At 34.8% G+C, this 24,976-nt stretch carries 25 protein-coding genes; 24 read left to right on the top strand and 1 reads right to left on the bottom strand.

Annotation, left to right across the window (positions count from 1 at the left end; all coding sequences use genetic code 11):
* Positions 1-6: 6 nt before the first annotated feature.
* From D7D81_RS15550 to D7D81_RS15535, 4 genes are read left to right on the top strand one after another with little or no spacing between them, the layout of a single operon-like run.
* Positions 7-1,458, top strand: coding sequence for a methylaspartate mutase subunit E (locus D7D81_RS15550; RefSeq protein WP_125990962.1), 1,452 nt, complete (start codon positions 7-9; stop codon positions 1,456-1,458).
* A 42-nt stretch (positions 1,459-1,500) separates the two neighbouring features.
* Positions 1,501-2,754, top strand: a complete 1,254-nt coding sequence (locus D7D81_RS15545) for a methylaspartate ammonia-lyase (RefSeq protein ID WP_125990961.1) — start codon at positions 1,501-1,503, stop codon at positions 2,752-2,754.
* 5 nt (positions 2,755-2,759) lie between these two features.
* Complete coding sequence (locus D7D81_RS15540) at positions 2,760-4,136, top strand: acyclic terpene utilization AtuA family protein (RefSeq protein ID WP_125990960.1); 1,377 nt, start codon at positions 2,760-2,762, stop codon at positions 4,134-4,136.
* Positions 4,129-4,440 (top strand): DUF4387 domain-containing protein, encoded by a 312-nt coding sequence (locus D7D81_RS15535; RefSeq protein WP_125990959.1) that lies wholly within the window; start codon positions 4,129-4,131, stop codon positions 4,438-4,440. The genes D7D81_RS15540 and D7D81_RS15535 overlap by 8 nt, the downstream gene beginning before the upstream one ends.
* 341 nt (positions 4,441-4,781) lie before the next feature.
* On the opposite strand, the gene D7D81_RS15530 is transcribed toward D7D81_RS15535, so the two are convergent.
* On the bottom strand, positions 4,782-5,678 hold the full coding sequence (locus D7D81_RS15530) for an alanine-tRNA synthetase second additional domain-containing protein (RefSeq protein ID WP_125990958.1): 897 nt from the start codon (positions 5,676-5,678) through the stop codon (positions 4,782-4,784).
* Between the two features lie 342 nt (positions 5,679-6,020).
* Between D7D81_RS15530 and D7D81_RS15525 the strand changes: the two genes are divergently transcribed.
* The 20 genes from D7D81_RS15525 (at position 6,021) to D7D81_RS15430 (ending at position 24,898) form a co-directional block, all read left to right on the top strand.
* On the top strand, positions 6,021-6,455 hold the full coding sequence (locus D7D81_RS15525) for a MarR family winged helix-turn-helix transcriptional regulator (RefSeq protein WP_125990957.1): 435 nt from the start codon (positions 6,021-6,023) through the stop codon (positions 6,453-6,455).
* 19 nt (positions 6,456-6,474) lie between these two features.
* Positions 6,475-9,213, top strand: coding sequence for an MMPL family transporter (locus tag D7D81_RS15520; protein ID WP_125990956.1), 2,739 nt, complete (start codon positions 6,475-6,477; stop codon positions 9,211-9,213).
* A gap of 33 nt (positions 9,214-9,246) precedes the next feature.
* On the top strand, positions 9,247-10,065 hold the full coding sequence (locus tag D7D81_RS15515) for an outer membrane lipoprotein-sorting protein (RefSeq protein ID WP_205739240.1): 819 nt from the start codon (positions 9,247-9,249) through the stop codon (positions 10,063-10,065).
* Positions 10,066-10,089: 24 nt separating this feature from the next.
* Positions 10,090-11,466 carry a DUF1302 family protein gene (locus D7D81_RS15510; protein ID WP_125990955.1) on the top strand — a complete coding sequence of 459 codons (1,377 nt, stop codon included), beginning with the start codon at positions 10,090-10,092 and terminating at the stop codon, positions 11,464-11,466.
* Between the two features lie 379 nt (positions 11,467-11,845).
* A complete protein-coding gene (locus D7D81_RS19610) occupies positions 11,846-12,028 on the top strand; it encodes a flagellar biosynthesis anti-sigma factor FlgM (protein WP_164522290.1) in 183 nt (60 codons plus the stop codon).
* 18 nt (positions 12,029-12,046) lie between these two features.
* Entirely contained in the window at positions 12,047-12,550 is a 504-nt protein-coding gene (gene flgN / locus D7D81_RS15500) for a flagellar export chaperone FlgN (RefSeq protein ID WP_125990953.1), read from the top strand.
* A 56-nt stretch (positions 12,551-12,606) separates the two neighbouring features.
* The gene (gene flgK / locus D7D81_RS15495; RefSeq protein WP_125990952.1) at positions 12,607-14,295 is read left to right on the top strand and encodes a flagellar hook-associated protein FlgK; all 1,689 of its coding nucleotides are present in this window, start codon (positions 12,607-12,609) and stop codon (positions 14,293-14,295) included.
* A 19-nt stretch (positions 14,296-14,314) separates the two neighbouring features.
* The gene (gene flgL / locus D7D81_RS15490) at positions 14,315-15,190 is read left to right on the top strand and encodes a flagellar hook-associated protein FlgL (protein WP_125990951.1); all 876 of its coding nucleotides are present in this window, start codon (positions 14,315-14,317) and stop codon (positions 15,188-15,190) included.
* Positions 15,191-15,277: 87 nt separating this feature from the next.
* Positions 15,278-15,736 carry a flagellar assembly protein FliW gene (fliW, locus tag D7D81_RS15485; RefSeq protein WP_125990950.1) on the top strand — a complete coding sequence of 153 codons (459 nt, stop codon included), beginning with the start codon at positions 15,278-15,280 and terminating at the stop codon, positions 15,734-15,736.
* Positions 15,724-15,948 carry a carbon storage regulator CsrA gene (csrA, locus tag D7D81_RS15480; RefSeq protein ID WP_125990949.1) on the top strand — a complete coding sequence of 75 codons (225 nt, stop codon included), beginning with the start codon at positions 15,724-15,726 and terminating at the stop codon, positions 15,946-15,948. The genes fliW and csrA overlap by 13 nt, the downstream gene beginning before the upstream one ends.
* A 1-nt stretch (position 15,949) precedes the next feature.
* Positions 15,950-16,390 (top strand): flagellar hook assembly protein FlgD, encoded by a 441-nt coding sequence (locus tag D7D81_RS15475; protein ID WP_125990948.1) that lies wholly within the window; start codon positions 15,950-15,952, stop codon positions 16,388-16,390.
* An 18-nt stretch (positions 16,391-16,408) separates the two neighbouring features.
* Positions 16,409-16,732 (top strand): flagellar protein, encoded by a 324-nt coding sequence (locus tag D7D81_RS15470; RefSeq protein ID WP_125990947.1) that lies wholly within the window; start codon positions 16,409-16,411, stop codon positions 16,730-16,732.
* A 96-nt stretch (positions 16,733-16,828) separates the two neighbouring features.
* Complete coding sequence (locus tag D7D81_RS15465; protein WP_125990946.1) at positions 16,829-18,448, top strand: flagellar hook protein FlgE; 1,620 nt, start codon at positions 16,829-16,831, stop codon at positions 18,446-18,448.
* Positions 18,449-18,791: 343 nt separating this feature from the next.
* The gene (locus D7D81_RS15460) at positions 18,792-20,141 is read left to right on the top strand and encodes a flagellin N-terminal helical domain-containing protein (RefSeq protein WP_286169794.1); all 1,350 of its coding nucleotides are present in this window, start codon (positions 18,792-18,794) and stop codon (positions 20,139-20,141) included.
* Positions 20,142-20,225: 84 nt separating this feature from the next.
* Positions 20,226-20,606, top strand: coding sequence for a flagellar protein FlaG (locus D7D81_RS15455; protein WP_205739239.1), 381 nt, complete (start codon positions 20,226-20,228; stop codon positions 20,604-20,606).
* An 18-nt stretch (positions 20,607-20,624) separates the two neighbouring features.
* A complete protein-coding gene (gene fliD / locus D7D81_RS15450) occupies positions 20,625-22,496 on the top strand; it encodes a flagellar filament capping protein FliD (protein ID WP_125990945.1) in 1,872 nt (623 codons plus the stop codon).
* An 82-nt stretch (positions 22,497-22,578) separates the two neighbouring features.
* Complete coding sequence (gene flgN, locus D7D81_RS15445) at positions 22,579-23,082, top strand: flagellar export chaperone FlgN (RefSeq protein WP_125990944.1); 504 nt, start codon at positions 22,579-22,581, stop codon at positions 23,080-23,082.
* A complete protein-coding gene (fliS, locus tag D7D81_RS15440) occupies positions 23,079-23,495 on the top strand; it encodes a flagellar export chaperone FliS (RefSeq protein WP_125990943.1) in 417 nt (138 codons plus the stop codon). Before flgN (D7D81_RS15445) ends, fliS begins: the two co-directional genes overlap by 4 nt.
* Positions 23,496-23,539: 44 nt before the next feature.
* A complete protein-coding gene (locus tag D7D81_RS15435; protein ID WP_125990942.1) occupies positions 23,540-24,217 on the top strand; it encodes a response regulator transcription factor in 678 nt (225 codons plus the stop codon).
* Positions 24,218-24,319: 102 nt separating this feature from the next.
* Positions 24,320-24,898, top strand: coding sequence for a TetR/AcrR family transcriptional regulator (locus tag D7D81_RS15430; RefSeq protein ID WP_125990941.1), 579 nt, complete (start codon positions 24,320-24,322; stop codon positions 24,896-24,898).
* Positions 24,899-24,976 lie beyond the last annotated feature (78 nt).

The following is a 24,976-nucleotide window of genomic DNA, read 5'->3' as shown; positions in this document are numbered from 1 at the left end:
GATTAAATGCAGGTTAAGAATAAGAAGATTGATGAAGAACTTTTTCTTAAAGAACGTCAAGAAGTCTTGAAAAGCTGGTCAACTGGTAAAGAGGTTGACATTAATGAAGCAGTAGAATTCCATAAAAATATGCCAGAAAATAAGATAATGGTATATAAATTAATTGATGCTAAAAACAACAATAAAACCTTAATACAACCTAGGGCTGGTGTAGCTCTGGTTGAAGCACATATTGATCTTCTCGAATTTTTATTGGAAAAAGGGGAAGCCGATCTTTTACCTACAACAATAGATAGTTATACTAGACAAAATCAATATCAAGAAGCAGAACAGGGAATTAAAGAAAGCTATGAAACCCGACGTTCTATGTTAAATGGTTTTCCTGCTGTAAATTATGGGGTTAAGGGGTGTCGTAAGATTATTGAGGCTATTGATGCTCCAGTAGAAGTGCGACATGGCACTCCTGATGCTAGATTATTAGCAGAAATAACATTAGCTGGTGGATTTACAGATTTTGAAGGTGGAGCTATATCATATAATATTCCTTATGCTAAGAAAGTATCATTAGAAGATACTATTCAATACTGGCAATATGTTGATAGATTAGTTGGATATTATTATGAACACAGTATAAAAATTAATCGTGAACCCTTTGGCCCCCTTACTGGAACATTGGTACCCCCGGCTATATCCCATAGTGTAGCTATTTTAGAAGCTTTATTAGCAGTAAGACAGGGTGTTAAATATGTGAGTTTAGGATATGGTCAGAATGGTAATCTTATTCAGGATATTGCAGCTATTCAAAGCTTAAAAGAACTTGCTGAGAAATATATATGTGATGAAGGTTATCATGATATTGAGATAACGACAGTGTTTCATCAGTGGATGGGTGGTTTTCCACAGGATGAGGCCAAGGCTTTTGCAGTAATATCATGGGGGGCAACTGCTTCTGCTTTAAGCAAAGCTACAAAAGTTATAGTAAAATCGCCTCATGAAGCACTGGGTATACCAACAAAAGAAGCAAATGCCTCAGGTCTAAAAACAACTAAACAGATTATAAATATGCTTAGAGACCAGAGTATAGAACAAACCAAAAACATGGATATTGAAAGGGAAATAATTATGGAAGAAACTAATGCTATTTTAACTAAAGTTAAGGAACTGGGTGATGGTGATTGGGCAGTTGGTATAGTAAGAGCATTTGAGGCCGGTGTTTTAGATATTCCTTTTGCCCCTAGCCAATATAATTCAGGAAAGATTTTACCAGCTCGTGATAATAAAGGGGCAGTTCGCTTTCTTAATACCGGGAATCTTCCTTTTGATAATAAGATAAAAGATTTTCATGCTGATAAACTAAAGGAACGCGGATTTTATGAAGAACGTGATGTAAGTTTTCAAATGGTTGTTGATGATATTTATGCTATAAGTAAAGGTATGTTAGTGGGAAGACCTAAGTAATCTTGATTTTCAATTTAAATTTATAATAAAATGAGGTGAATAATGAAACAAATTAAAAATGTAATTGCTTCCCCAGGGCTGACAGGTTTTTTCTTTGATGATCAGGCAGCGATTAAAAATAATGCAGTTGAAGATGGTGCAACATACTATGGAAAAATAGAAACCCCTGGTTTTAGTAATATTAGGCAGGCGGGTGAATCAATTTCAATTATGCTTATTCTTGATGATGGGCAAGTTGCATATGGCGATTGTGCTGCTGTCCAATATTCTGGAACAGGTGGAAGAGACCCTTTGTTTCTGGCCAAGGAATTTATCTCTATAATTAATAAAGAAATTGCCCATTTATTGATTGGTAAGGATTTAAAAAGTTTTAAATCCTTGGCAGAATTAGTTGATAATTATTCTAAAAATGGTTGTACGCTACATACGGCTATTCGATATGGTGTTACTCAGGCCCTTCTTGATGCAGTTGCTAAGGCAAAATATTGTACCAGAACAGAAGTTGTCCTTCAAGAGTATGGTCTAAAAAGCATTTTAAAACCAATACCTATTTTTTGTCAGACTGGTGATGACAGATATTTGAATGCAGATAAAATTATTATTAAACATGCTGATGTTTTACCTCATGGTTTAATAAATAATGTTGATACAAAACTTGGGAAACATGGTGAAAAACTACTGGGTTATATTAAATGGTTGAAGGAGAGAATTAAAAAGATAGGTGATGAAAACTATGAACCTATTTTTCATGTGGATGTTTATGGAACTATTGGTTTAGCATTTAATAATAATTTAGAAGAAATGGTAGATTATTTGCTTGATTTAGAAAAAGTATCCTCTCCTTTTAAGATAAGGATAGAAGGACCTGTTGATGCAGGCAGTAAAACAGAACAGATAAAGAGTTTAAAGCTTTTAAGAAATAGCTTAAAGGAATCTAATAGTAGTGTGGAAATTGTCGCTGATGAATGGTGCAACTCTCTGGAAGATATAAAAGATTTTGTTGATGCTGAAGCCGCTGATATGGTTCAAATTAAAACCCCTGACCTGGGGGGAATAAATAATATAATAGAAGCTGTCCTATATTGTAAACAACATGGTATAGGGGCTTACCAGGGGGGAACCTGTAATGAAACAGATCGTTCTGCCCAGATTTGTACTGATATAGCTTTAGCAACCAGGCCAAATCAAGTTCTTGCTAAACCAGGCATGGGAGTTGATGAAGGTTTAATGATTGTTTATAATGAAATGCAACGTATTCTAACTCTTTTAAAATATAAAGATAGTCAGGGGGTCTAAATATAATGGAAGAAATAAGAGTTTTAGCACCAACAGCGATTTTAGGATATGGTTTTCCTTTAGAATCATTTAATCGAGGTTTAAAATACAAGCCAGATATTATAGCAGTTGATGCTGGTTCAACTGATCCGGGTCCTTATTATTTGGGTTCGGGAAATTCTTTTACTGACCGAGAAGCTGTAAAAAGGGATTTAAGGATAATGATTAAAGCTGCTAAAGAATTAAATATTCCTGTTCTAGTTGGTACTGCAGGTGGTTCAGGTGGAAGGCCACATCTTGAATGGTGTAAGGATATTGTAGTAGAAATAGCTCAAAAAGAAGGACTGAACTTAACTGTTGCTTTAATTAATGCTGAGTTTGATAAAGATTATATAGTCGATCAATATAATAGAGGTAATATAGAACCTTTATATCCAGTAGCACCATTAGATCTCAATGAGATCATAAGTTCGACTAGAATTGTTGGCCAAATGGGAATAGAACCAATTATAAAAGCCCTTGACAGGGAAGTAGATGTAATTTTAGCAGGAAGGGCATATGACCCTACTGTTTTTGCTGCACCGGCAGTTAAAGCAGGTTTTCCGGAAGGGATATCACTGCATATGGGGAAAATATTAGAATGTGCTAGTATTGCTGCTGATCCTGGTAGTGGTAGTGATTGTATGTTAGGGATATTAAGGAAAGATTCGTTTATATTAGAACCTTTAAATAAAAAACGAAAATGTACGGAAACTTCTGTAGCTGCTCATACCCTTTATGAAAAAAGTAATCCCTATGAATTATTAGGTCCTGGAGGGATAATAGATTTAAGAGAAACTAAATTTAAACAAATAGACAATAGACGGGTTGAAGTAAAGGGCAGCCGCTTTGTCAAAAATGAAAAATATACTATTAAACTTGAAGGGGCTAAGATGATTGGTTATAGAACGATTTCTATTGCTGGTACTAGGGACCCTATTATGATAGAGCAAATTGATTCAATTATTGCTGATGTTAAAGAAATGGCTAAGGAAAATTTTGCCAATATAAAGGTGGAAGATTATCAACTTTTTTTCAGAGTCTATGGAAAAAATGGAGTAATGGGGGATCTTGAACCAAAATCAAAACTATTGTCCCATGAATTGGGAATAATAATTGAGGCTATAGCATTAACCCAGGAGTTGGCTAATACCATTTGTAGTTTTACTCGTTCAGCTATGCTACATTATGGTTATGATGGAAGAATTGCAACAGCAGGTAATTTAGCGTTTCCCTACTCACCATCTGATATAAAGACTGGGGAAGTATATCAGTTTAATATAAATCATTTACTGGAAATAGATAATCCAGTAGAGGCTTTTCCTTTGGAAATTATTAAAGTTGGGGGAGAAAACGATGGGTAAACCAATAATTGAGTATGCAGAAGTAATTAGAAGTAAAAACGCTGGCCCCTATGAATTAACTTTTGATATAATATTTAAAGATAGAAAAATTTATAAGAGAGTTAAAGAAAAAAGTTTAATTAATAAAAATTTAATTAGCCAACTCTATGGTATAGAAAAGGACCAAATAAGTTCTATAATTTTTTTTGAACCAGCTCGTGCCGTGAAAATCACGATAGTACGGCCATTATCTGCAGGAGCCCCTGGTGAAAGGGATGTATATGGTGCTCAACAACATGTCCCTTTACTTAGTATTGAGATATAGATTTAACCGAATGTTTTTTAAATAAACAATTTAAATTAAAAGAGAAGATATAAATGTGATTTTCATATAATTATAGTAGAGTTGTAATATAAATCATTGTATATATTACTCATCTATAATATGTATTTGTATTATTTGAACAGTAATTTCATAGGTAACTATGTTGAGAAGAGATGATTTTAATGAGGCAGATAAATAAAGATGAGATTGTAGCAGCTAGCCTCATTACCAGTAGCTGTTTAACTGTCATGCGGCCAGACAGTAATCAATGATATCTATGGTATTGACCTCTATAGAGATGGGGTGAAAGCATATTGCTCAAAGGAGGAAATAAACAATATTTAAAAGGTACTTAATTTAAATTGACTGTGTTCTGTTCCGACAAAACCAGTCAGTAAAAAGAGATTTTGCTTGGTATCAATTTTAAATTCTGGTAATAATCTATATCCTTCAAGTTCTCCAGTTCTATGCAAATGTATTCTTGGTCCTGTACATAGATACTTAAAATCTCCTATTTTAATATGTTTGTCATCAACATAGCTTACTTTTTCATTTTTTTTAATATGTTCTTTGACTTCCTGTTCTATTTCTTTGATAGAAAAATCAGGTTTATCTTCAAATAATAAAACAAATCCACTTTTGACATCACTATGTAATGGAGGCCTGGGGTAGCCTCTTTTTTCTATTGCCATGGCAGTTAAATCCTCAGCAGTATGTGCCATCCGACGATATTTTATAGATTTAAAAACAATGTCAGCTATTTCTTTAGAATAAGGTCCAAATACACCAGGTCTTGTTACTATTACTTCTTCACCAATTCCAATTAGCATTTCTGGTGATATATTGAGATGATCTTCTAGTAAATTATAATGTTCGACAATTACTCTTCGATCATTCTTTATAGCGTATTCAATTGCTTCGGCTAGTTGCCAGGGTTGCTTAAACGCAGTTTCAAATCGCATGTCAATATGATAAGTATGGCTATTAGGTTTACCATCTTGATAATCGCTAAATATGGGAAGAGGTCTCATATTAATTCCTTCATCATCATTTGTGAGAATTAACCCGGGAAACATTCCTTTAATTAATAAAGATTTACCAGCTCCAGCATCGCCGATTAACCCTATTAATTGATCATTAGAAGATAAGTAAAATTGAGAGATGTTGTTTCCTAAAGAAAGGAGTCTATCTTTCCCCCTTGGTGCATAATAAACTGAATGTGCAAAACTATTAACCATAAACTATTCTCCTATTATTTTTATCTGTTAGCAGCCAAGTAATACCTTTATTATAATTGCCTTTGACAGTTTAAAATAATTATTAGTCTTATTATATTTTATTTTAAATATAAAGTCAATCTATGGACTTTTACTTTATGTTAGATTTATGATTATCTTAAAATATTAGTTTAACTTGTAAGTGCAACTAATTTTGAGATTGAGGAAGGAAAATTGTATTAATTACTATTAATTACTATAATTTAGTTCAATCATTGAAATATAATAGTTGCAGGTACAACGATATTCTGCTATGATAGTAAAGGAAATAGTTGCAGTTGCAATCAAAAAGAGGTGAAATTAATGTTAATCGATGCCCCAATTGGTAAATGGATTTCCAGGTTATATAAACACCATGAACAATTTATTGATGAAAAGCTTGAGGCCTACAACCTAAAACATAGTGAGGCCAATCTTTTAGTGCATCTTTATAGAGACAGAGATGGTGTAAATCAGGAGGTATTAACTGCCAATCTAGGGGTAGATAAGGCTACGGTTTCCCGGGCAGTCAAAGCTCTTTTGGAAAAGAGTTATCTCTTTCGTCAAAGGTCTCTTGAAGATGGTCGGGTAAATCTAATATTTCTTAGTGAAAAGGCAGAGGGGATTAAATCAATAGTCAGAAAGGTTTATCAGGACTGGTATGACCTTATAATGGGTGATATTCCAGATGATGAAGCTAAAATAATGTTGAGAAACCTTGAAAAAATGTATAATTTTGTGCAGAATGACTTATCGTGAAAGAAAGTGAGGGAGAATAATGGATAAGATATTAAACCAGGAAAAACTTATTGTAGTTACTATATTAATAATTACCCTTTTATTTGCCTGGCAGATACCCAATATAGAAATTAATAATGATATTGAGGTTTTCTTACCAGATAATCATATCTCCAAAATTACTAATAATGAAATTGAGGATATCTTTGGCGGCAATGATAGAATGGTAGTAGCCCTTAAAGCAAGGGATAATAAGTTATTTACCAGGGAAAACATATCATTAATTGCAGAATTAAGTGATAGAATTGAAGAGATTTCTGGGGTAGATGAAGTAACATCACTGAGCAAGGCAGATTATATAGAAGGTACAGCAGAGGGGATGGTAGTAGAGGAACTTGTTAAAGAAACTCCAGTTGATAATAATCAGATATATAATTTAAAGGAAAAACTGTTATCCTGGGACCTCTATAGGGATAATCTCTATAATAGTGACCTGAATGCAACACAGATATTGGTAAGTCTAAAGGATAATCTTAGAAATGAAGAAAAGGATCATATATATTATCAGCTTAAAGAGATCAGTAATAGCCCTGATTATAAAAATTTTGAGATTTATATTGCCGGGGCTACAGCGGTTAATGTCCTGATGGGTGATAAGATGATAGAGGATATTAAGTACCTCCTTCCTTTTATTGTTATTATTTTAGTAGTGGCCCTTTTCCTCTTTTTTAGGAAAATTTTTCCCGTAATTTTAACAATGGTGACAGTAATTATTAGTACAATCTGGGCTGTTGGGTTAATGGCCCTGTTAGGGGTAAATATGACCCTGGTTTCAACTGTAATACCAGTTCTGCTCATTGCAGTTGGCAGTGCTTATGGAATACATATCTTAAGTCACTATTATGATGATCTTATAGAAGAAGAGGGTACTATTTCTAGCCAAAGACACCGGGAGATAGTACTGGGAACAGTAAAACAGATCGGTAAACCTGTTTTTCTGGCTGGTTTAACAACTGTAGTGGGTTTTGGGTCACTGGCCAGTAGTCAGATTATACCGATTAGAAGTTTTGGAATATTTACTGCAATAGGGATTGCTGCAGCATTCTTAGTAGCCATTTTATTAATACCAGCCCTTTTATTACTAAAATTTGGTGAAGGTAAAGAGGTTTCAGCAGATCAATATCAAAGCAGGGGTCATTTTGAAACAGTAATTACCAGGCTTCATGAGTTGTATGCTCAGAAGAGAATAAGTTTATTGATATTAATTGTAATAATTTTCTCTGTATCTCTAGTAGGTATCAGCAGGATTATTATTGATACCCCTCTTATAGAGATGTTTAAGGAAGATACTGAGATCAGGCAGGCAGACAAATTTTTAAATGAAAATTTTAGTGGGACATCTCTAATGAATGTTATGATTGAAGGTGAGGGTCAGGGTAGTCTTACAGATCCGGAGATATTAAAAGGGATTGATGAACTGGAGCAATATTTGATGGAGAATATGACTGAGGTTGGTAAGGTGTCTTCCATAAGTGATTTTATTAAGAGAATGAACAGGGTTATGCATTACCCTGAAGAAGAGATAGAGCAGGGTGAAGATACTGTCCTTGATGAAGGGAGTGAAACTACCAGCAGCTTTTTTTCCGGGGGAAGTCAAGATAGTAAGGAAGAGAGTACTTCCAGTTTCTATAGTGAATCTATGGAAACAGATTCTGAAAGTATTTCCAGCTTTTATTCTGATGCAGGGAATGATAGTAAAGGGGATGAAACTACCTCCAGTTTTTACAACAGTGAACATGAATCTTCTCCTGCTGGGGAAAGTAGTCAAGAGGAGTTTGTTATAGACTCCGGGCCTGATAAGGAAAAGCATATCAGTGAATATCAATTCATTGAGTTGTTAAATAAGAGTTTATTGAGGGCAGATAAACTAAATTTAAATGGAGAAGAACTGCTTGAACTTATCAAGAGAGAAATGAACTTTCAGGGGGCTGCCTATAATGAAATACCCTATGATTTAAGCAAATATCCTGCTGTGGATAAACAGGGGCTAAAGGATTTAGTTTCACAATACCTGCTTTTATATTCAGGTAGTCTTGATGATATGATTAATGACCAGTTAGAACCAGATAAGGCTCAGATTCTAATACAGCTTAATAGTCCTAGTAACCTGGTAGCATCCAGAGTAAAAAAGGAAGTAAGTAAATATAGTCAGGAATATTTTCCAGAGGGATATAAGGTAAAGATATCTGGTAATGCTGATATGGCCCTGGCAGCTAATAATCTAATTGTACACAGTCAGACTATGAGTATAGTGATTTCCTTAATAATAGTTTTTATAATTGTTGCTATTTCATATAAGTCTATTCTGGCAGGACTTTATGGGATTATTCCTCTGACTTTTTCACTATTAATTAATTTTGCCTTGATGGGGTATACAGGAATAAAGCTTGATGTAGGGACAGCTATGGTTGCTTCAATTGCTATTGGAATTGGGGTTGATTATACAATACATTTCCTGGCCCGTTATCATTCAGAAAGGCAGAAGAGTAGTAATCTGTATCAGGTAACCAGAAAGACTTTAATTTCAACAGGTAAGGCCATTATTTTTAATGCTACATCAGTAGCAGCTGGCTTTATAGTGCTGCTTTGTTCCAACTTCTATCCACTGGTTTATCTGGGTTTATTAATAGCCCTGACGATGTTTACTTCATCACTGGCAGCATTAACAATTTTACCACTATTACTTAATATCTTTAAACCGGCTTTTATTTCTAAATAAGACGCTTAAATAAAAAATCAGGAGGGATTAATAATGGGATTAAAAAAGAGTAGAAAAATTATCTTGATGTTGATGGTCTTTGTGCTGGGTATAAGTCTTTCAGCAGCAGCCTTGACTGGTAGAGAAATTATGGAAAAGGCAGATGAGAGAGAAACCGGTGATACTCAACATGCCTTAATGGGTATGGATTTAATAGATAAAAAGGGAGAGGTCAGCCCTAGGACTATTGAGGTCTGGGCCAAGGAATATGGTAACCCAGCAGATGACCTGAATAAAATGGTGATGGTATTTCATGAGCCTGCCTCTGTAAAAAACACCCGTTTTCTACAAATTGAAAATAAAGATAGGGATGATGACCAGTGGATTTACCTACCAGCCTTACAAAGAGTAAGGAGGATTTCGTCGTCCCAGGGTGGGGATTCATTTATGGGTTCTGATTTTACTTATGATGATATGGAATCAAGGAAAATAGATGATTTTACTTACAAATTACTTAAAGAAGAAAAACTGACAAAGTATGAATGCTATGTTGTTGAGGCCATTCCTAAGAATCCTGAAGAAGAGCAGTACCAGAAGACTATTTCCTGGATTAGTAAAGAACATTATATTCCCTTGAAAGTGGAGATGTATGATAAAGACAGTGGAAAATTAATTAAGTTGATGACAGTAGAAGAGAAGATTGAAAAGATTAATGGAATTTGGACTGTTTTCTCTACAACTATGGAGGATTTAGAGAGTGGTCATAAGACACAGCTTTATATTAAACAAAATAAGGGTAATTATTTACTTGAATATAATAAAGAGATTAGTGACAGGAGATTCACTCAGCAATTTCTGAAAAATGGAAAATAATAATCTGATGGGAAAGGTGATAATATGCTTAAAAAAGCTTATCTATATTTCTCAATAACAGCCCTATTGATCCTGTTTTTTTCCTTAAGCATTATGGCCTTTGAGAGTGATAGTTTTTTTACAGAAGAAGAACAGGGACCAGAGTTTAGTTATTCAGGGGAGCTGTTCCCGGAATATAGATTATTTAGTGATGATGATAATCAAGGGAATATTGACCTTGATCTTGAGCTAGCCTATCAGACTGATAATTATGATTTGAAGGCTTTAATTGATTATACTACTGGTGCCCGCAAAGAATTTGACCTGGCTGAGGCTTTTGTCCAATATTATGCTGGTGAATATCAAATACTTCTGGGTAAAAAAAGGCTTGTCTGGGGCAAAGGGGATAAGGTTCATGTAGTAGATCAGATTAATGCCGAAGATATGAGTGATTTTGTTAATCCTGATTATCTGGATAGGCAACTAGGGGAAGAGATGCTCAAGATAGACCGGTATTTCAGGGATGGTCAGGCCTTACTGGAGTTTGTTTATACCCCTGAATTTACGGCTCATAGACTGGCCGATGACTCTGATAGTGAACTGGGTAACTGGGTAATTAATCCCTTTGCCTCAGTTTCCCTGGAAGATATAAGCAGTTTAACTGGTTACAGCCAATCCAGGATTATTCATAAGGTGGAAGATGCCTTCCCTGATTATAATAATCAATTGGCTCTCCGGTTTACTGACAGCAGACAGGGGATAGATTATGGATTTACGTATTACCACGGCTATTTAAGGGACCCATCATATGATAAAGCTGTTTTACTGTCTGCTGTAGGTAATTCTGCACAACTGGATAGTGATAAGTTTGAAGAATTGTTAACAGCGGCAGACCTCCATTATGATGAGGTAGATATGCTGGGGGCTGAACTGGCTACCGTCTGGCGCACAATTAATACCAGGTTTGAGCTGGCTTATTTTAGGACAGATGATATCTCTGGTAATGACCCGGTAGTAAGGAATAATAAGATAGCCTGGGTTATTGGTGGTGACAGGGACCTACCTATTAGTAATCTAAACCTAAATGTACAATTCACCGGGCAAAAGATTCTGGATAGTGCTGAAATTAAGGATAGCGGGATTAGTGATCTGGAATATAATGACGATGGAGATTATACAACAAATAGGTTGATTGTTAAGCTGGAAGATAGTTACCAGAATGAGACCGTTGTTCCAGAATTAACCTGGATATATAACCTGGAAGATGAGGATTATTCACTTGAGAGTAAGCTTGATTATAAATTACAGGATGATTTGCATTTAGAACTGGCTCATAAGATATTCTCTGGTGATGCAGGAACTACCTTTGGTCAGTTTAAAGATAATGATTTTACATCACTGGGTTTAAGGTATAGCTTTTAATTTGATATAAAAATAGTTCACCCTGTTGTAATATTACAACAGGGTGAACTATTTTTTTTATCTACTATAGAATATTTTTCCTTTTTATGTTAAATAAATCCTGAATAATTTGAGTTCCTTCTTGTAGAATTCAAAACACTGATACTTTAGCACTAAAAAGGGTTAATTTTACAATTTCACATATTTATTTTACATTTATTTGACATTTTAAATTTATAATTATGACATAAAGATAGTTAATTAAACATAAATTGTAAAATTGTTTTAAAATTCAAGTATTGAAAGATAACAATATGTAATTTTGTCGTTAAACTTTTACAGGTATAAATTTGATATACAAAATTAATAAAAGGGGTGAATTAACTTGGATTGCCACCACTTGAAATCAGAAGACAAAAACATTAGAGATTTGGAAGAAATTAAAGAGTATAAAAATCGTTTAAAAGAAATGTCGAATATAAGATGGGATAAGGTAGAAGAAATAAAAAAGGCAATAAAAAATGATGAATACCATATTGATTCCAGGCAGATAGCTCACAAAATGATAGAAGTCTTAGATTAGAGGGCGGGAGGTAGTAAAGTGGGTGAAGAGGTAATCAAAAGATTAATTGAGATCCTTGAAGAAGAATATGAGTACTTAGTTGTCCTTAATCAACTGGTTCTGAAGAAAAAAAAAGCCATAATAAAGAATGATGTAGATAAACTAGCAGAACTATTAGGAAAAGACCGGGAAATACTTGCCGGAATTCAATCCCTGGAAAAAGACCGTTTGGAAATCATTTCTCAATTAAAAGAGATGTACAAGCTAAATAAAGAAGACTTAACATTTGTTGAGTTAAAAGATTCCTTACCTGATTTATGGCAAAAAGAATTATCTGTGATGAAGGAAAAGATGTTAAAAGTTATTGTAGGTTTACAGAAAGGAAACGAAAAAAACAGGGTATTAATATCTGAAGCAGTTAAATTAAATGAGTTTTCTTTAGGAATCTTATTAAATATTTTGCAACCAGCAAGTCAGATCTATGACAAAAAGATGGGGTTGGGGACTAAGGTTTCACAACATATATTAGATCAGCGAAGTTAACTTACTTGTCAATAAATTTAGGATAGTAATAATGTTATGAATAAGGGGGTTAGGTTATGTCAAGTACATTTAGTGGTTTGAGTACTGTCCTTAGTGCTTTACAGGCCCAACAAAAGGCTATGGAGACAACAGGTCATAATATTTCTAATGCTACTACAGAGGGTTACAGCAGACAGAGGGTGGTACTGACTGCCAGTGATGCTTATGCCTCTCCTGGTATAGCGACCGGGACAAGTGTTGGCCAAACCGGTACAGGGGTTGATATTGAGGCTATTGAAAGGATTACAGATGAATTTATTAATCAACAAATCAATGAGGAAAGTCAGGGACAGGCTTATTGGGAGAAGATTTTACAAGGTTTAACACAGATAGAAAGTATTTTTAATGAATCTACGACTTCAGAGTCAGGATTAGATGATGCTTTAAATGAGTTTTACGAAGCATTACAGGATTTAAGTACTGCCCCTGACTCAGAAAATATAGCTGCCAGAAAAACAGTTCAAGGGACTGCCGAATTAGTAGCTGATACCTTTAATTCTATTTGTGAGAATTTATTAGAATATCAAAGCTCTTTAACTGAAGATATAAGTACTAATGTAGAGGGGATTAATTCTCTAACTAGTAGGATTGCAGCTCTAAATGAAGAGATAGTCAGTGTAGAAAATAGCGGTCAGGCAGCAAATGACCTTCGTGATTCAAGGGACCAGCTCTTAAAGGAACTCAATAGATATGTAGATGTGCAGAGTTATGAGGATGACCAGGGCAACCTCCAGGTAACCTTAGATGGTAATCTCCTGGTTAGTAGGGACAATTCCTATGATTTAACTGTTGAACAAACAGGTCAGAATGAGAGTCAATTAATCTACAGTCTGACTGGTAAAGAGGTCTCTGTTGATAGTGGTTCTTTAGCGGCAACACTGGAACTGCGAGATGAGATAGTTGCTGGTTACCTGGATGATATAAATCAAATGGCAGAGTCTTTTGCTGAGGAATTTAATGCAGTACATCAAGAAGGATATGATTTAAACGGTGATAGTGGTGAGGACTTTTTTGTTATTAATAATCAAGAAAACGCAGCTATGGGTCTTAGTGTAAGTGAAACCATAGAAAATGATGTGAAAAAAATTGCTGCTGGCAGGTTTGAAGGCACATATACTGACAATGAAGATGTAGCAAGTGTTGATATTAGTGATTGTACTTTGCTGAAAGATGGTTATCAGATAGAGATAACTGAATCAACCACTAATCCAAATGAGGTTAATTATACAGTTAGAGATGCGGACGGTAATACCTTGACAGATGCCTCTGGAAGCCCCCTGACTGGGACAGCCCAGGCAGGTGACATAATAGACCTGACTGAAGAGATTGGTGTTACACTTAATATTAAGAGTATTGGGGAGGCAACTATTTCTTTTGATGCCAGTGAGGGGAATGGGAAAAATGCTTCGGCTTTGTCTAATGTAATAAATGAAGATAAGTTAGCAAGTTTAAATGGTTCATCATTAAGTGATTATTATGAGTCAATTATCACTTCCATAGGGGTCAAGGGGGAAGAAGCAGAACAGATGTTAGATAATCAGGAAGCCCTCCTGGAACAGTTGGAAGAAGAACAGGCAAGTATTTCTGGTGTTTCCCTTGATGAGGAAATGACTAATATTATTAAGTTTCAGCAGGCCTATATAGCTGCCTCAACAGTAGTTACTACTATTGATGAGATGCTTGATGCCTTGCTTGCTATGGTTTAATAAGGAGGTGTAATGTAAAGTGAGAATCAGTAATAGTATGGTTACAAATAATGTTTTGGCAAATTTAAATAATAATTCGGAAAAGTTAAATGAACTATATGAACAGGCTGTTTCCGGCAAATTATTTGTAAACCCCTCTGATGATGCATCTAGTTTTATTTATAGTATGAAATTGGATTCCTGGATCAGTAATAATGAACAATATCAGAATAATATCGAATCCTGTAACAGCTGGCTTAGTGACACCGATGATGCCCTTGATAGTGCTGGTGATATTTTAGAAGAACTTGAAGATCTTGCTGTTCAGGCTGCTAATGATGGTACTTTATCAGATTCGGACAGGGAAGACATCTTAATAGTGGTCGAAGAATTAGAAGAGGAATTAATAAATATTGCCAATACCCAGCAGGGTGACCAGTATTTGTTTTCCGGGACAGCCACTACCACTGAGAGTTTTAATGAGGATGGGGAATATCAGGGTGATTATAATAGTATAGTCCGTCAGGTGAATTCCAGTACAGAACTAGAGATTAATATTAATGGTCAGGAGGTCTTTGGTGATGCCTTTGAGGCTATCCATTCATTGGAAGAGGCCCTGGAAACAGGTGATACTGAGGCCTTATCTACTACAGTTTTAAGTAATATCTCTGAGGCTGTTAATACCATTAATACCTGTCGAGCAGAGGTGGGAGCCAAAGAAAACAGACTGAAATTTACTCAGACACGCTTAGAGGATGAAAATACAAGCTTAAATGAAATATTATCAAACAATGAAAATGTTGATCTTGCTGAGGCCTATACCAATTATGCCAGTCAACAATATATTTATGAGGCTGCTTTATCTGTTAGCTCAAGTATTTTACAGACTTCATTGGTTAATTTTGTTTCCTCATAAATCAAATGTAGCTTATTCCTAAATTAAATATGATTTTTCAAGTTAATAATGTTAAGCCAATAATGTATTGTAATTGGAGGCATTGTAATGAAATTAAAAAGCAAGATTTGTTGTAGCATAAGAAGTAATAGTGAGGAAACAATTAGCTTTTTTGATGGTATTCCCGGTTTTAATGATCAAAAAAAATTTGTATTTCTGTGTTCAAAAGACAAAGGGCCTTTTATAGTTATGCAGTCAGTTGAGGAAGATAACCTGGCCTTTATCACTATAAATCCCTGGAAGGTATTAGGGGATTACCAGTTTGAAATTAGTGATCTGGTCAAAGAAAGATTAGCTATTAAGTCATTAGAAGACATCCTGGTGCTGGCTATCTGTAATATTAGGGGGAGACTAGTGAATATGACAGTGAATTTAGCTGCCCCGCTTGTCATAAATTATAAAAAAAGACTTGGGAAACAAGTTGTTTTAGATAATACAGATTATCAAGTAAGGCATCCTGTTTTTTCAGTCCAGTCTAAACTGGGGGTTCAAAAGTGCTTGTTTTAAGCAGAAAAGAAGATGACAAAATCATTATTGATGAAAACATAATAATAACTGTAGTAGAACTACATGGAGGTAGAGTTAAAGTAGGTATTGATGCCCCAGCTAATATCGAAATACACCGGGAAGAGATCTACCATAAGATTGAGATGGAAAACAGAGAGGCTGGAAATAATGGAGGAATGGTTAAGAAATTAATTTTAAAAGGGGGTGATTAGGATGTCTGATTATGATGTTTCTTCTGTTTCTTCAATAAGTAGTTCTAGTACGAGTACATCTGAAACTGATAGTTCAGATGATAGTAATACCCTGGGACAGGAAGCTTTTTTGGAGCTCCTGGTTATAGAGTTACAGCATCAAGACCCATTAAACCCGATGGATGGCACTGAGTATGTTACACAACTGGCCCAGTTTAGTACAGTAGAACAGCTGACAACTATGAATGATAATATGAGTTCATTCCTTCAATATCAGGGTTTGTATAATGGGAGTTCATTAATCGGCAAAACAGTAGAAATAAATGATGCTGAGGTTACTGGTGAGGTAAATAAGATTGCTGTTGAAGACGGTGAGACCTATATTTATATTGATGGAGAACAATATAGTGTTGATGATATAACAATGGTTTATGATGATACAGATACAGATGAAGATGCATAATTAAAGGTGGACATACCTATGTCAAATAAGAAAATAACAACAAGCGAGTTAAGAGAAAAACTTTTTATTGAACAATTAAATGAAGTATCTGTTCTTAAGTTTTCTAAAAATGCCTTGCATAGACTGAGTATATCTGACAGCACTTTATCTGTAAGAGAACTACAACAATTACAACTTGGCTTTGAAAAAGCCGCTAATAAGGGGTCAGAGGTATCTTTAATTATTGTTAATAATATTGCTTACATAGTAAGTATAAAAAATAGTACCGTAATCACTGCTTTAAGTGATTACGGTACTAAAAAGAGAGTTATTAATGAGATAGATAGTATAGTATTTATGTAAATAATCTAAAATAATTTTTGTTATAAGAAAGATCTAATTTAAGAAATTTAATAGTTCATATAATATTTTGATTTTAGTAATAAGGGGGTAGTCAAAATGATGCGATCATTGTATTCAGGAGTATCTGGTTTGAAGGCACACCAGACGGCTATGGATGTAATCGGTAATAATATTTCTAATGTAAATACAACTGGTTATAAAAGTAGTTCCATAACCTTTCAAGAATTATTTAGTCAAACTTTACAGGGTGCTACAGCTGCTCAAGGTGATACTGGTGGGAGTAATGCTATTCAGATTGGTTTAGGTGTTTCAATCGGGAGTATAACTTATAATATGGAATCAGGTAGTATCGAGTCTAGTAGCGGTATTTTAGATGTAGCCTTAGATGGTGATGGTTTTTTTATAGTTAGTGATGGTAGTCAAAATTATTATACCAGGTCCGGTTCTTTTTCTTATGATGCAAATGGAAATATTACATATGGGGATGGTTACTATGTGCAAGGCTGGCAGGCAGATGAAGACGGGACAGTAAATACAGATGAACAAGTGGGCAATATCAGTCTTGATTTAAGTATGGATCCCTCGGCCTCTACCTATATTGATTTTACTGGTAATATTAGTACTACTTTGGAAAATATCCTGGATTTAGATTCCAGTGAAATAGATGTTGAAGATACTAATGGAGATACAGATACAATCAGTATTGAGTTAACTGAGGGGGATACTTATAACACCTGGAAATACACCCTGACTGCTGGTGATAGCAGTAGTGTATTTACAATAGGTGGTAATACCTATATAGGTAGTATTACTGGTGAAATAGTCTTAAATAATGATGGGGAAATAACCTCCTTTACTACTGATGGTGGTGATGATTTATTTAGTGATTCTTTAACATTAAGTATCGGGGGGACAGGCCCTGCAGTTACTATAGCAGATCATACTGGTAGTACTACAATTGATACAAGCACTATTTCCTTATTGGAAGATTCAACTACCGGGGAAAGTATTAATGTTGACTATGAATTTGCTTCTACAATAAAATTTACTGCACAGGTCTATGATTCTCAGGGGAACAGTCATACAGTATATTTTTATGCAGATCAGATTGCTGATAATACTTGGGAGATTAACAGTAGTGATGTAGAGCTTACTGATGGTTCAAATGTATCATTAAATAGTAATACGATAACTTTAGTCTTTGATGATGACGGCAATCTGGTTAGTGGTGATGAACTGGAATTATCCTTTACACCAGATGGTTTGAGTAATACCCAGACTGTATCGGTAGATTTATCAGGGCTTACTCAGAATGCTGGTGATACAGATCTTACGGCTGCTTATGATGGCTATACAGCTGGTAGTTTGGAAGATATTTCTTTTAGTGACACAGGTGAGTTGGTAGGTTCATACAGTAATGGTTATTCTAAAACTATTGCCCAACTGGGGATTGGGGATTTTACTAATTCGAGTGGATTACTAAAGGTTGGGGATACACTTTTTCAAGAATCGGTTAATTCTGGTGATGTAATGATTAGTACTGCCGGGAGTGGTGGAACTGGCTCTGTAGCAGGTAGTAGTTTAGAGGCCTCAAATGTTGATTTATCCGAACAATTTAGTGAAATGATTAAAATTCAGCGTGGTTATCAGGCTAATTCCACGGTGATAACTACTTCTGATGAGATGTTAGAGACTTTGGTTAATATGAAGAGGTAGTTTTTTATTAAAAAGTCTTAAGTGTAAGCCAGTTATTAATTCATAGTTAATTTTAAGTAAAAATATGTAATAATTATAAAGAGAAAAATACTGGCTTACATATTTTAGATAAAAACCGAGATGAATTGATGCATGAATAAGTAATTTAGTAGCTATTAGTGTTTAGAACAGATTATGATTCTTGTTTAACTTAGGATGGTGAAGTCATTTTGTTCTAGATAGTAATAGCTACTAAATTGGGGGAGGTGTAGCAACGGCCGGGTTACATCAACCGTAGATTAAGTAGCTAAAACAAAAACTTCAGGCAGGGAAGCCTGGAAAAATTCAAGGAGGAGATTATTTTATGAGTTTGACAATTAATACTAATGTTTCGGCGTTGAACACTTTGAATCAATTGAACAGTAATAGTGATGCGGTTTCCAGTTCACTGGAAAAACTATCATCAGGTTATGCCATTAATTCAGCGGCTGATGATGCAGCTGGTCTGGCTATTTCGGAAAAGATGGAAACCCAGATCAGGGGGCTTGATCAGGCGTCTACTAATGCTGAGGATGGTATCTCGATGATCCAGACTGCTGAAGGTGCCCTTGATGAAACCGGGGAAATTTTGCAGAGAATGAGAGAACTGGCAGTACAGGCAAGTAATGATACCAATACTGATGATGACCGTGCTGAGATCCAGAAAGAGATCGATCAATTAATAGAGGAGATCGATAGGATAGCTTCTGACACAGAATTTAATACTAAAAAGCTCTTAAATGGTTCTATGGCAGCAACTGCCGAGATTAGTTCCAATGCCAGTGGAGCAGAGGGTGTTGAATTAAAAGATGTAGATTTGGAAAGTGGAGATTACACAGTTGATATTGCAAATGTTGCTACAGCTATTGATGTTAGTTCCGATACTACTGGACTAAGTGCAAATGTTGCAGCAACAACTGGTGATACTGCAAGTGCAGGTAGTTATACCATTGAGGTTGCTGAAGATAATGGTAACTATACCTTTACTTTAAAGAACAGTAATGGTGAAACACTTGATTCAACTACAAATGATTATAGTGCTGATTTTACACTAGGTGATTTTACTATTACAGCTGGTGCTACGATAAGTGAAGGAACTCTGACTTTTGATAATACTGTTACAGCAGATGTTACTATAACAGATAGTGATGGAAATACTGTTAGCCAGGAAACTGGACTTGAAGCCAGTCTAACCAATAGTGTTATTTCCACAGAAGGTGGGATTGATATTACAGTAAACAGTGACCTGACTGATGCTACTGATACTGTAACAGTTAATAATAAGTCTATCTCTTTCCAAATTGGGGCTAATTCTGGTCAGACAACTTCTATGGCTATAAGTGCTATGTCAGCTTCTGATCTGGGGGTAGATAAAATTGATGTCAGTACCCAGGAAGATGCCGCAGACGCCCTTGATGCTATTGAGGAGGCTGTTACAGAGGTTTCCAGTGAAAGGGCTAAATTAGGTGCTTATCAGAACAGATTGGAACACACCATTAATAACCTGGAAACACAATCTGAAAACCTGACCTCTGCTCAATCAAGGATCCAGGATGCTGATATGGCAGCAGAGATGACTGAATACAGTCAGAACAACGTATTAACACAGGCCGCTACTGCTATGCTGGCTCAGGCTAATTCCCAGAATGAAAATGTCTTAACACTACTTCAGTAATAAAGAGTAAATTATATCTAAAAGAGCCGGGGAGGGGTTTACTCCCTGGCTTTTTTGAAATTGTAAAGAGGGGGGTTGTTGTCTATGTATCTGGATAGTTTAGTAGCTGTACATGATATGACTAAACAGCTGGACACTAGTCTTAGTGATTTTAATTTACTTGATAATCCTGAAATTGAAGATAGTGATAAACTTAGTTATTTAGAAAATAATTCGGAGAATGAAGGGTGTGAGGAAGGTAATAAAAGTGGATTAAAGACTGTAATTGAATCAGCCAATGAGGGTGTACAGGTCTTTAATAAGAATATTGAATTTACTATCCATGAAGAGACCAATAAAATCATGGTTAAAATTATAGATAATGAGACAGATGAGGTCATCAAAGAGATTCCAGCAGAAAAAATACTTGATATGGTGGCGAAGTTTTGTGAAATGGTTGGAATACTGATTGATGAAAAAATATAAAAAAAGGAGGGATATATTATGTCTGATATCTCCAGAATTACCGGGATTGTTTCCGGATTGGATACAGATTCACTAGTTGAGGATTTAATGGAGGCTGAAGAAATTACCTTAAATGAACTGGAACAGGAAAAGACCTATTTAGAGTGGGAGCAGGAGGCCTATCGTGAAGTAATTAATGAAATTACTGCCTTTCAGGATACATATTTTAATTACACCTCTGATACTAATATGTTATCTGCTTCAACATTTAATAGTAATACAGTTGAGTTTACTGATGAGATTTTGTCTGCTTATCTGAGTGTTTCTGTTAATGCTGATGCAGCACAGGGTAATTATACGATCAGTAATATAACAGTGGCTACTACGGCCAGTACTGAAAGCAGTAGTTCTGTCAGTGGCGAGGTAAGAGGTGAGACAATTAACGCTGGTATAGTTATTGGTAATAGTAATAATCAATTTGAAATTACTTTTAATGATGAAACTGTAGCAGTTACTCTTTCAGAAGGGACTTATGATGACCTTACTGACCTACAAGCTGAGATACAGACTCAAGTAGATGATGCTGTAGGAAGTGGTAATATTACAGTAGGTTTGGATGGTGATGCCAGTAGTGGTCAGCTTGTCTTTACTACTGATACAACTAATGAGATGACCTTGAGTGCTGATTCAGAAAATGATGCCCTGGATACCCTTGGTTTCTCTGATGCTAATCTATCCAACAGGGTTGACTTAGATAGTAACCTGGCTGATATAAGCGATAATTTTGCTACTGCTTTAAGTGTTGATGGTAGTGAAGATGATATTAGTTTTACCATTAATGGGGAGACCTTTACCTTTACATCTGCTACTACTTCACTTGAGGAAATAATAGAAACGGTGAATGATTCTGATGCTGGTGTAGAAATAACTTATGATGAGTTAAATGACCAGTTTACTATTGAAACAGATGATACCGGTTCAGCCCAGAAGATTGAGTTCTCTGATCTAACAGGTAATTTGCTGGAGTCACTTCAATTTGATACTTCACAGACATATTATGGTTCAGATGCTACCCTGGAATACGATGACGGCAGTGGCAGTGTGACAATCACCAGGGCCAGTAATAAATTCTCTTTCAATGGTATAACCATTAATCTAAAAGAGGATTATACCGGTGAGATTGATTTTTCTATTGAATCCAGTTCTGATGAACTAATGGAGACGATTACTGCCTTTGTTGAGGATTATAATGCCTTAATAGAAGATATTAATAGTAGACTGGATGAAGAAAGGGATTATGATTATGAACCATTAACAGATGAAGAAGAAGAAGAGATGTCAGAAGATGAAATAGAGAAATGGAATGAAAAGGCTAAAACCGGTATCCTGGCTGATGATAGTACACTATCAACTATGCTTAGTAAAATGAGGACTGCTCTCTATGATAGTGTTGAAGGGGCTGGTATCAGTCTTTATGAAATAGGGATTACCACCAGTGATGAATATGAGGATCAGGGACAATTAGTTATAGATGAAGATGCCCTGGCCGAAGCTATAGAATCAGACCCTGAGGCAGTTACTGAACTTTTTACAGCCAGTGGGGATGATTATAATAGTAATGGTTTATCACAGCGTTTAGATGATATTATGGATTCCAATGTTAGTACCAGTATGAATGAGAATGGTTATAATGGTACACTACTTGAACTAGCTGGTATAGAAAATGATGATACAGAATATGATAATAGCTTAACAGAACAGATTGAGGAATTAGAGGAAGAGATTGAAGAACAGGAAGACCATATGTCAGATTTAGAAGACAAATATTATAATCAATTTGCTGCCATGGAGAGTGCAATTTCACAGATGGATACCATTGCTTCTTATATAAGTTCCTTTACTTCAAGTTAATGAACTATGAAAGGGGTCAATTTTACTTAATTGACTCCCTCTTTTGAAATAAACTAGAATATTTCAAGTTGGGTGATATTAGATGAATAATAACGTAAATAGCTTTAAAAAGGTAATAGATTTGCTTGAACAGAAAAAAGAGTTATTAGTTGAATTATTGAATTTATCTCAATATCATGAAGAGTTTTGCCGTGAGGAGAGGTTTAATAAGTTAAATAGACTGATAAAGAGTCAATCTTTAAGGATAGATAAATTAAAAAAGTTAGACAAAAAAATTGACTCAATTAGTGGTGGAAAAAAAGAGTTAGCAAAGTTAACTAAACTATTTAACCCTAGTGCTCAGGATATATCTAGCTTTACGACCCAGAAAGAAGAGATTGATAGTTTGTTATTGGAACTCTATAAAATTGATCAGAAGAATCAGGAGATTGTCTCCGATAAATACCAGAGTTTGAAAAAAAAAGTTCTTGATATAAATCATGCTAAAAGAGTGAGAAATGTATACATGAAAAAATTAGGTAAGACTTGTGGTTTTTTTGTAGACCGCAGGGAGAAATTAAGATTAAAAAAGGGGCGACTTTTATGAGAAAAAAGGGTGCTTATCAGCAGTATAAAGATATTCAGATAAAAACTGCAAATCAAGGAAAATTATTACTTATGCTTTATCAAGGGTGTATTAAATTTTTGGGATTAGCTATAAGGTGTATTAATGATAAAGATTTTGAAGGAGCCAATAATTACTTGCAGCGAGCCCGAAAGGTTATCAATGAATTAATGAGTTCCTTAAATATGCAGCAAGGTGGAGAGATAGCAGAGAATTTAGCTATGCTCTATGAATATATGAATCATCAACTTATCCAGGCAAATATCCATAAAGATACTGAAAAAATTAAATTTGTAAAAAAATTGTTGCTGCAATTATTGAGGGCCTGGCAAGAAATTATTAATGGTAGTAATACAGAAAAAAATATTGATAATAACCTTAGTATTAATATTTAAGCTTTTAGAATTTGTAATTAAGGAAATGAATAGGAGGGACTGCTATGAGTTATAGAGTATATCTAGTTGAAGATGAAGAAAATTTGAATCATTTATTATATTCTTATCTTGCTAAAGAAGGTTGGGAAGTACAGTCTTTTTTGACAGGTTTAAAGGCTAAAAAAGCAATTGTAGATAATCCCCATCTCTGGATTTTAGATATTATGCTACCTGATATTGATGGGTATCAATTAATAGGTGAAATTAAAGATAGATATCCCCGGACACCTGTAATTTTTATTTCGGCCCGTGATGATAGTTTGGATAGGGTCCTGGGGCTGGAAAAGGGTAGTGATGATTATCTGGCCAAACCATTTTTGCCTCGTGAACTAATTATCAGGAGTAATAAGCTCCTTGAAAGAATATATAAGAGTAATAAAGATACTGATGAACAGGTAATTTCTGCTGCTTATCTAATCGATATAAAAAAAAGGAAGGTATTGAATCAAAAAAGAGAGGAAATAGCCCTTACTTCCAAAGAATTTGATCTCCTCTTATTCTTTACAAAACATAAACAACAGGCCCTTTCTCGCAAACAAATCTTATCACATGTATGGGATACTAATTATGTTGGTACTGAACGGGTGGTAGATGACCTGGTGAGGAGATTGAGGAAAAAACTATCAGCCTTAAATCTTGAGACACTTTATGGTTATGGCTACAGGCTTGTAGAGAGCAAATAATAACTTATGTTATATATCTTAATATCTTTCTTTTGAAATAGCATAAACTATGGTATAATAAATAATGACTGAACGGTCAGTCATAAATTGGAGGGGAATAAAATGACAGTAAAGGACACAAAAGATATGATCACCGATGCTGCTTTAAGGCTTTTTGCAGATAGGGGTTATGCAGAAACATCGATGTCTAGTATTGCAGAAGAAGCCGGGGTAAGTAAAGGGACTTTATATCTATACTTTTCAAGTAAAGAAGAGATGTTTAGAGAGATGATTGAAACTGGTTTTGAGGTTATGCTTAAGCAAATAGGCAGTCTGGTAAAAAAAGATAGGCCGGTTAAGGAGTTAGTCTATGATTATATTAGAATCTCCCATGATTTTTGTGAAGAAAATAAAGAGGTTTCCAGGATAATAGCAGATAATTTTGCTAAAGTTATTAGTGATGAATTTAAGGAAAGAATGGACGAACAGTTGGCAGAAATGTTATCTTATCTCAGGATATTAATTGAAAGAGGTATAAAAGAGGGTGTGTTTAAGACAATAAATACAGAATTTATGCTTATATATCTTTTGCGGGTAGTAACAGTATTTCATGAAAGAATGTTTATGGAAATGAAGATTACTCCTGAAGAAAAAATTGATACATTATATAAGTTAATTATGAGGGGAATCGAAAAAGGGTAAAAATAAGTTTTTTAATCAATATATTTTTAATCTTATTTTAATTATCTTGATAGTAGTAACTGATATAATATTAGTATA

It is taken from the genome of Halocella sp. SP3-1, from assembly GCF_003953885.1.
Taxonomy (GTDB): domain Bacteria; phylum Bacillota; class Halanaerobiia; order Halanaerobiales; family DTU029; genus Iocasia; species Iocasia fonsfrigidae.
The sequence above is the reverse complement of the archived record's forward strand: the minus strand, read 5'-3'. Positions and strand labels throughout refer to the sequence as shown.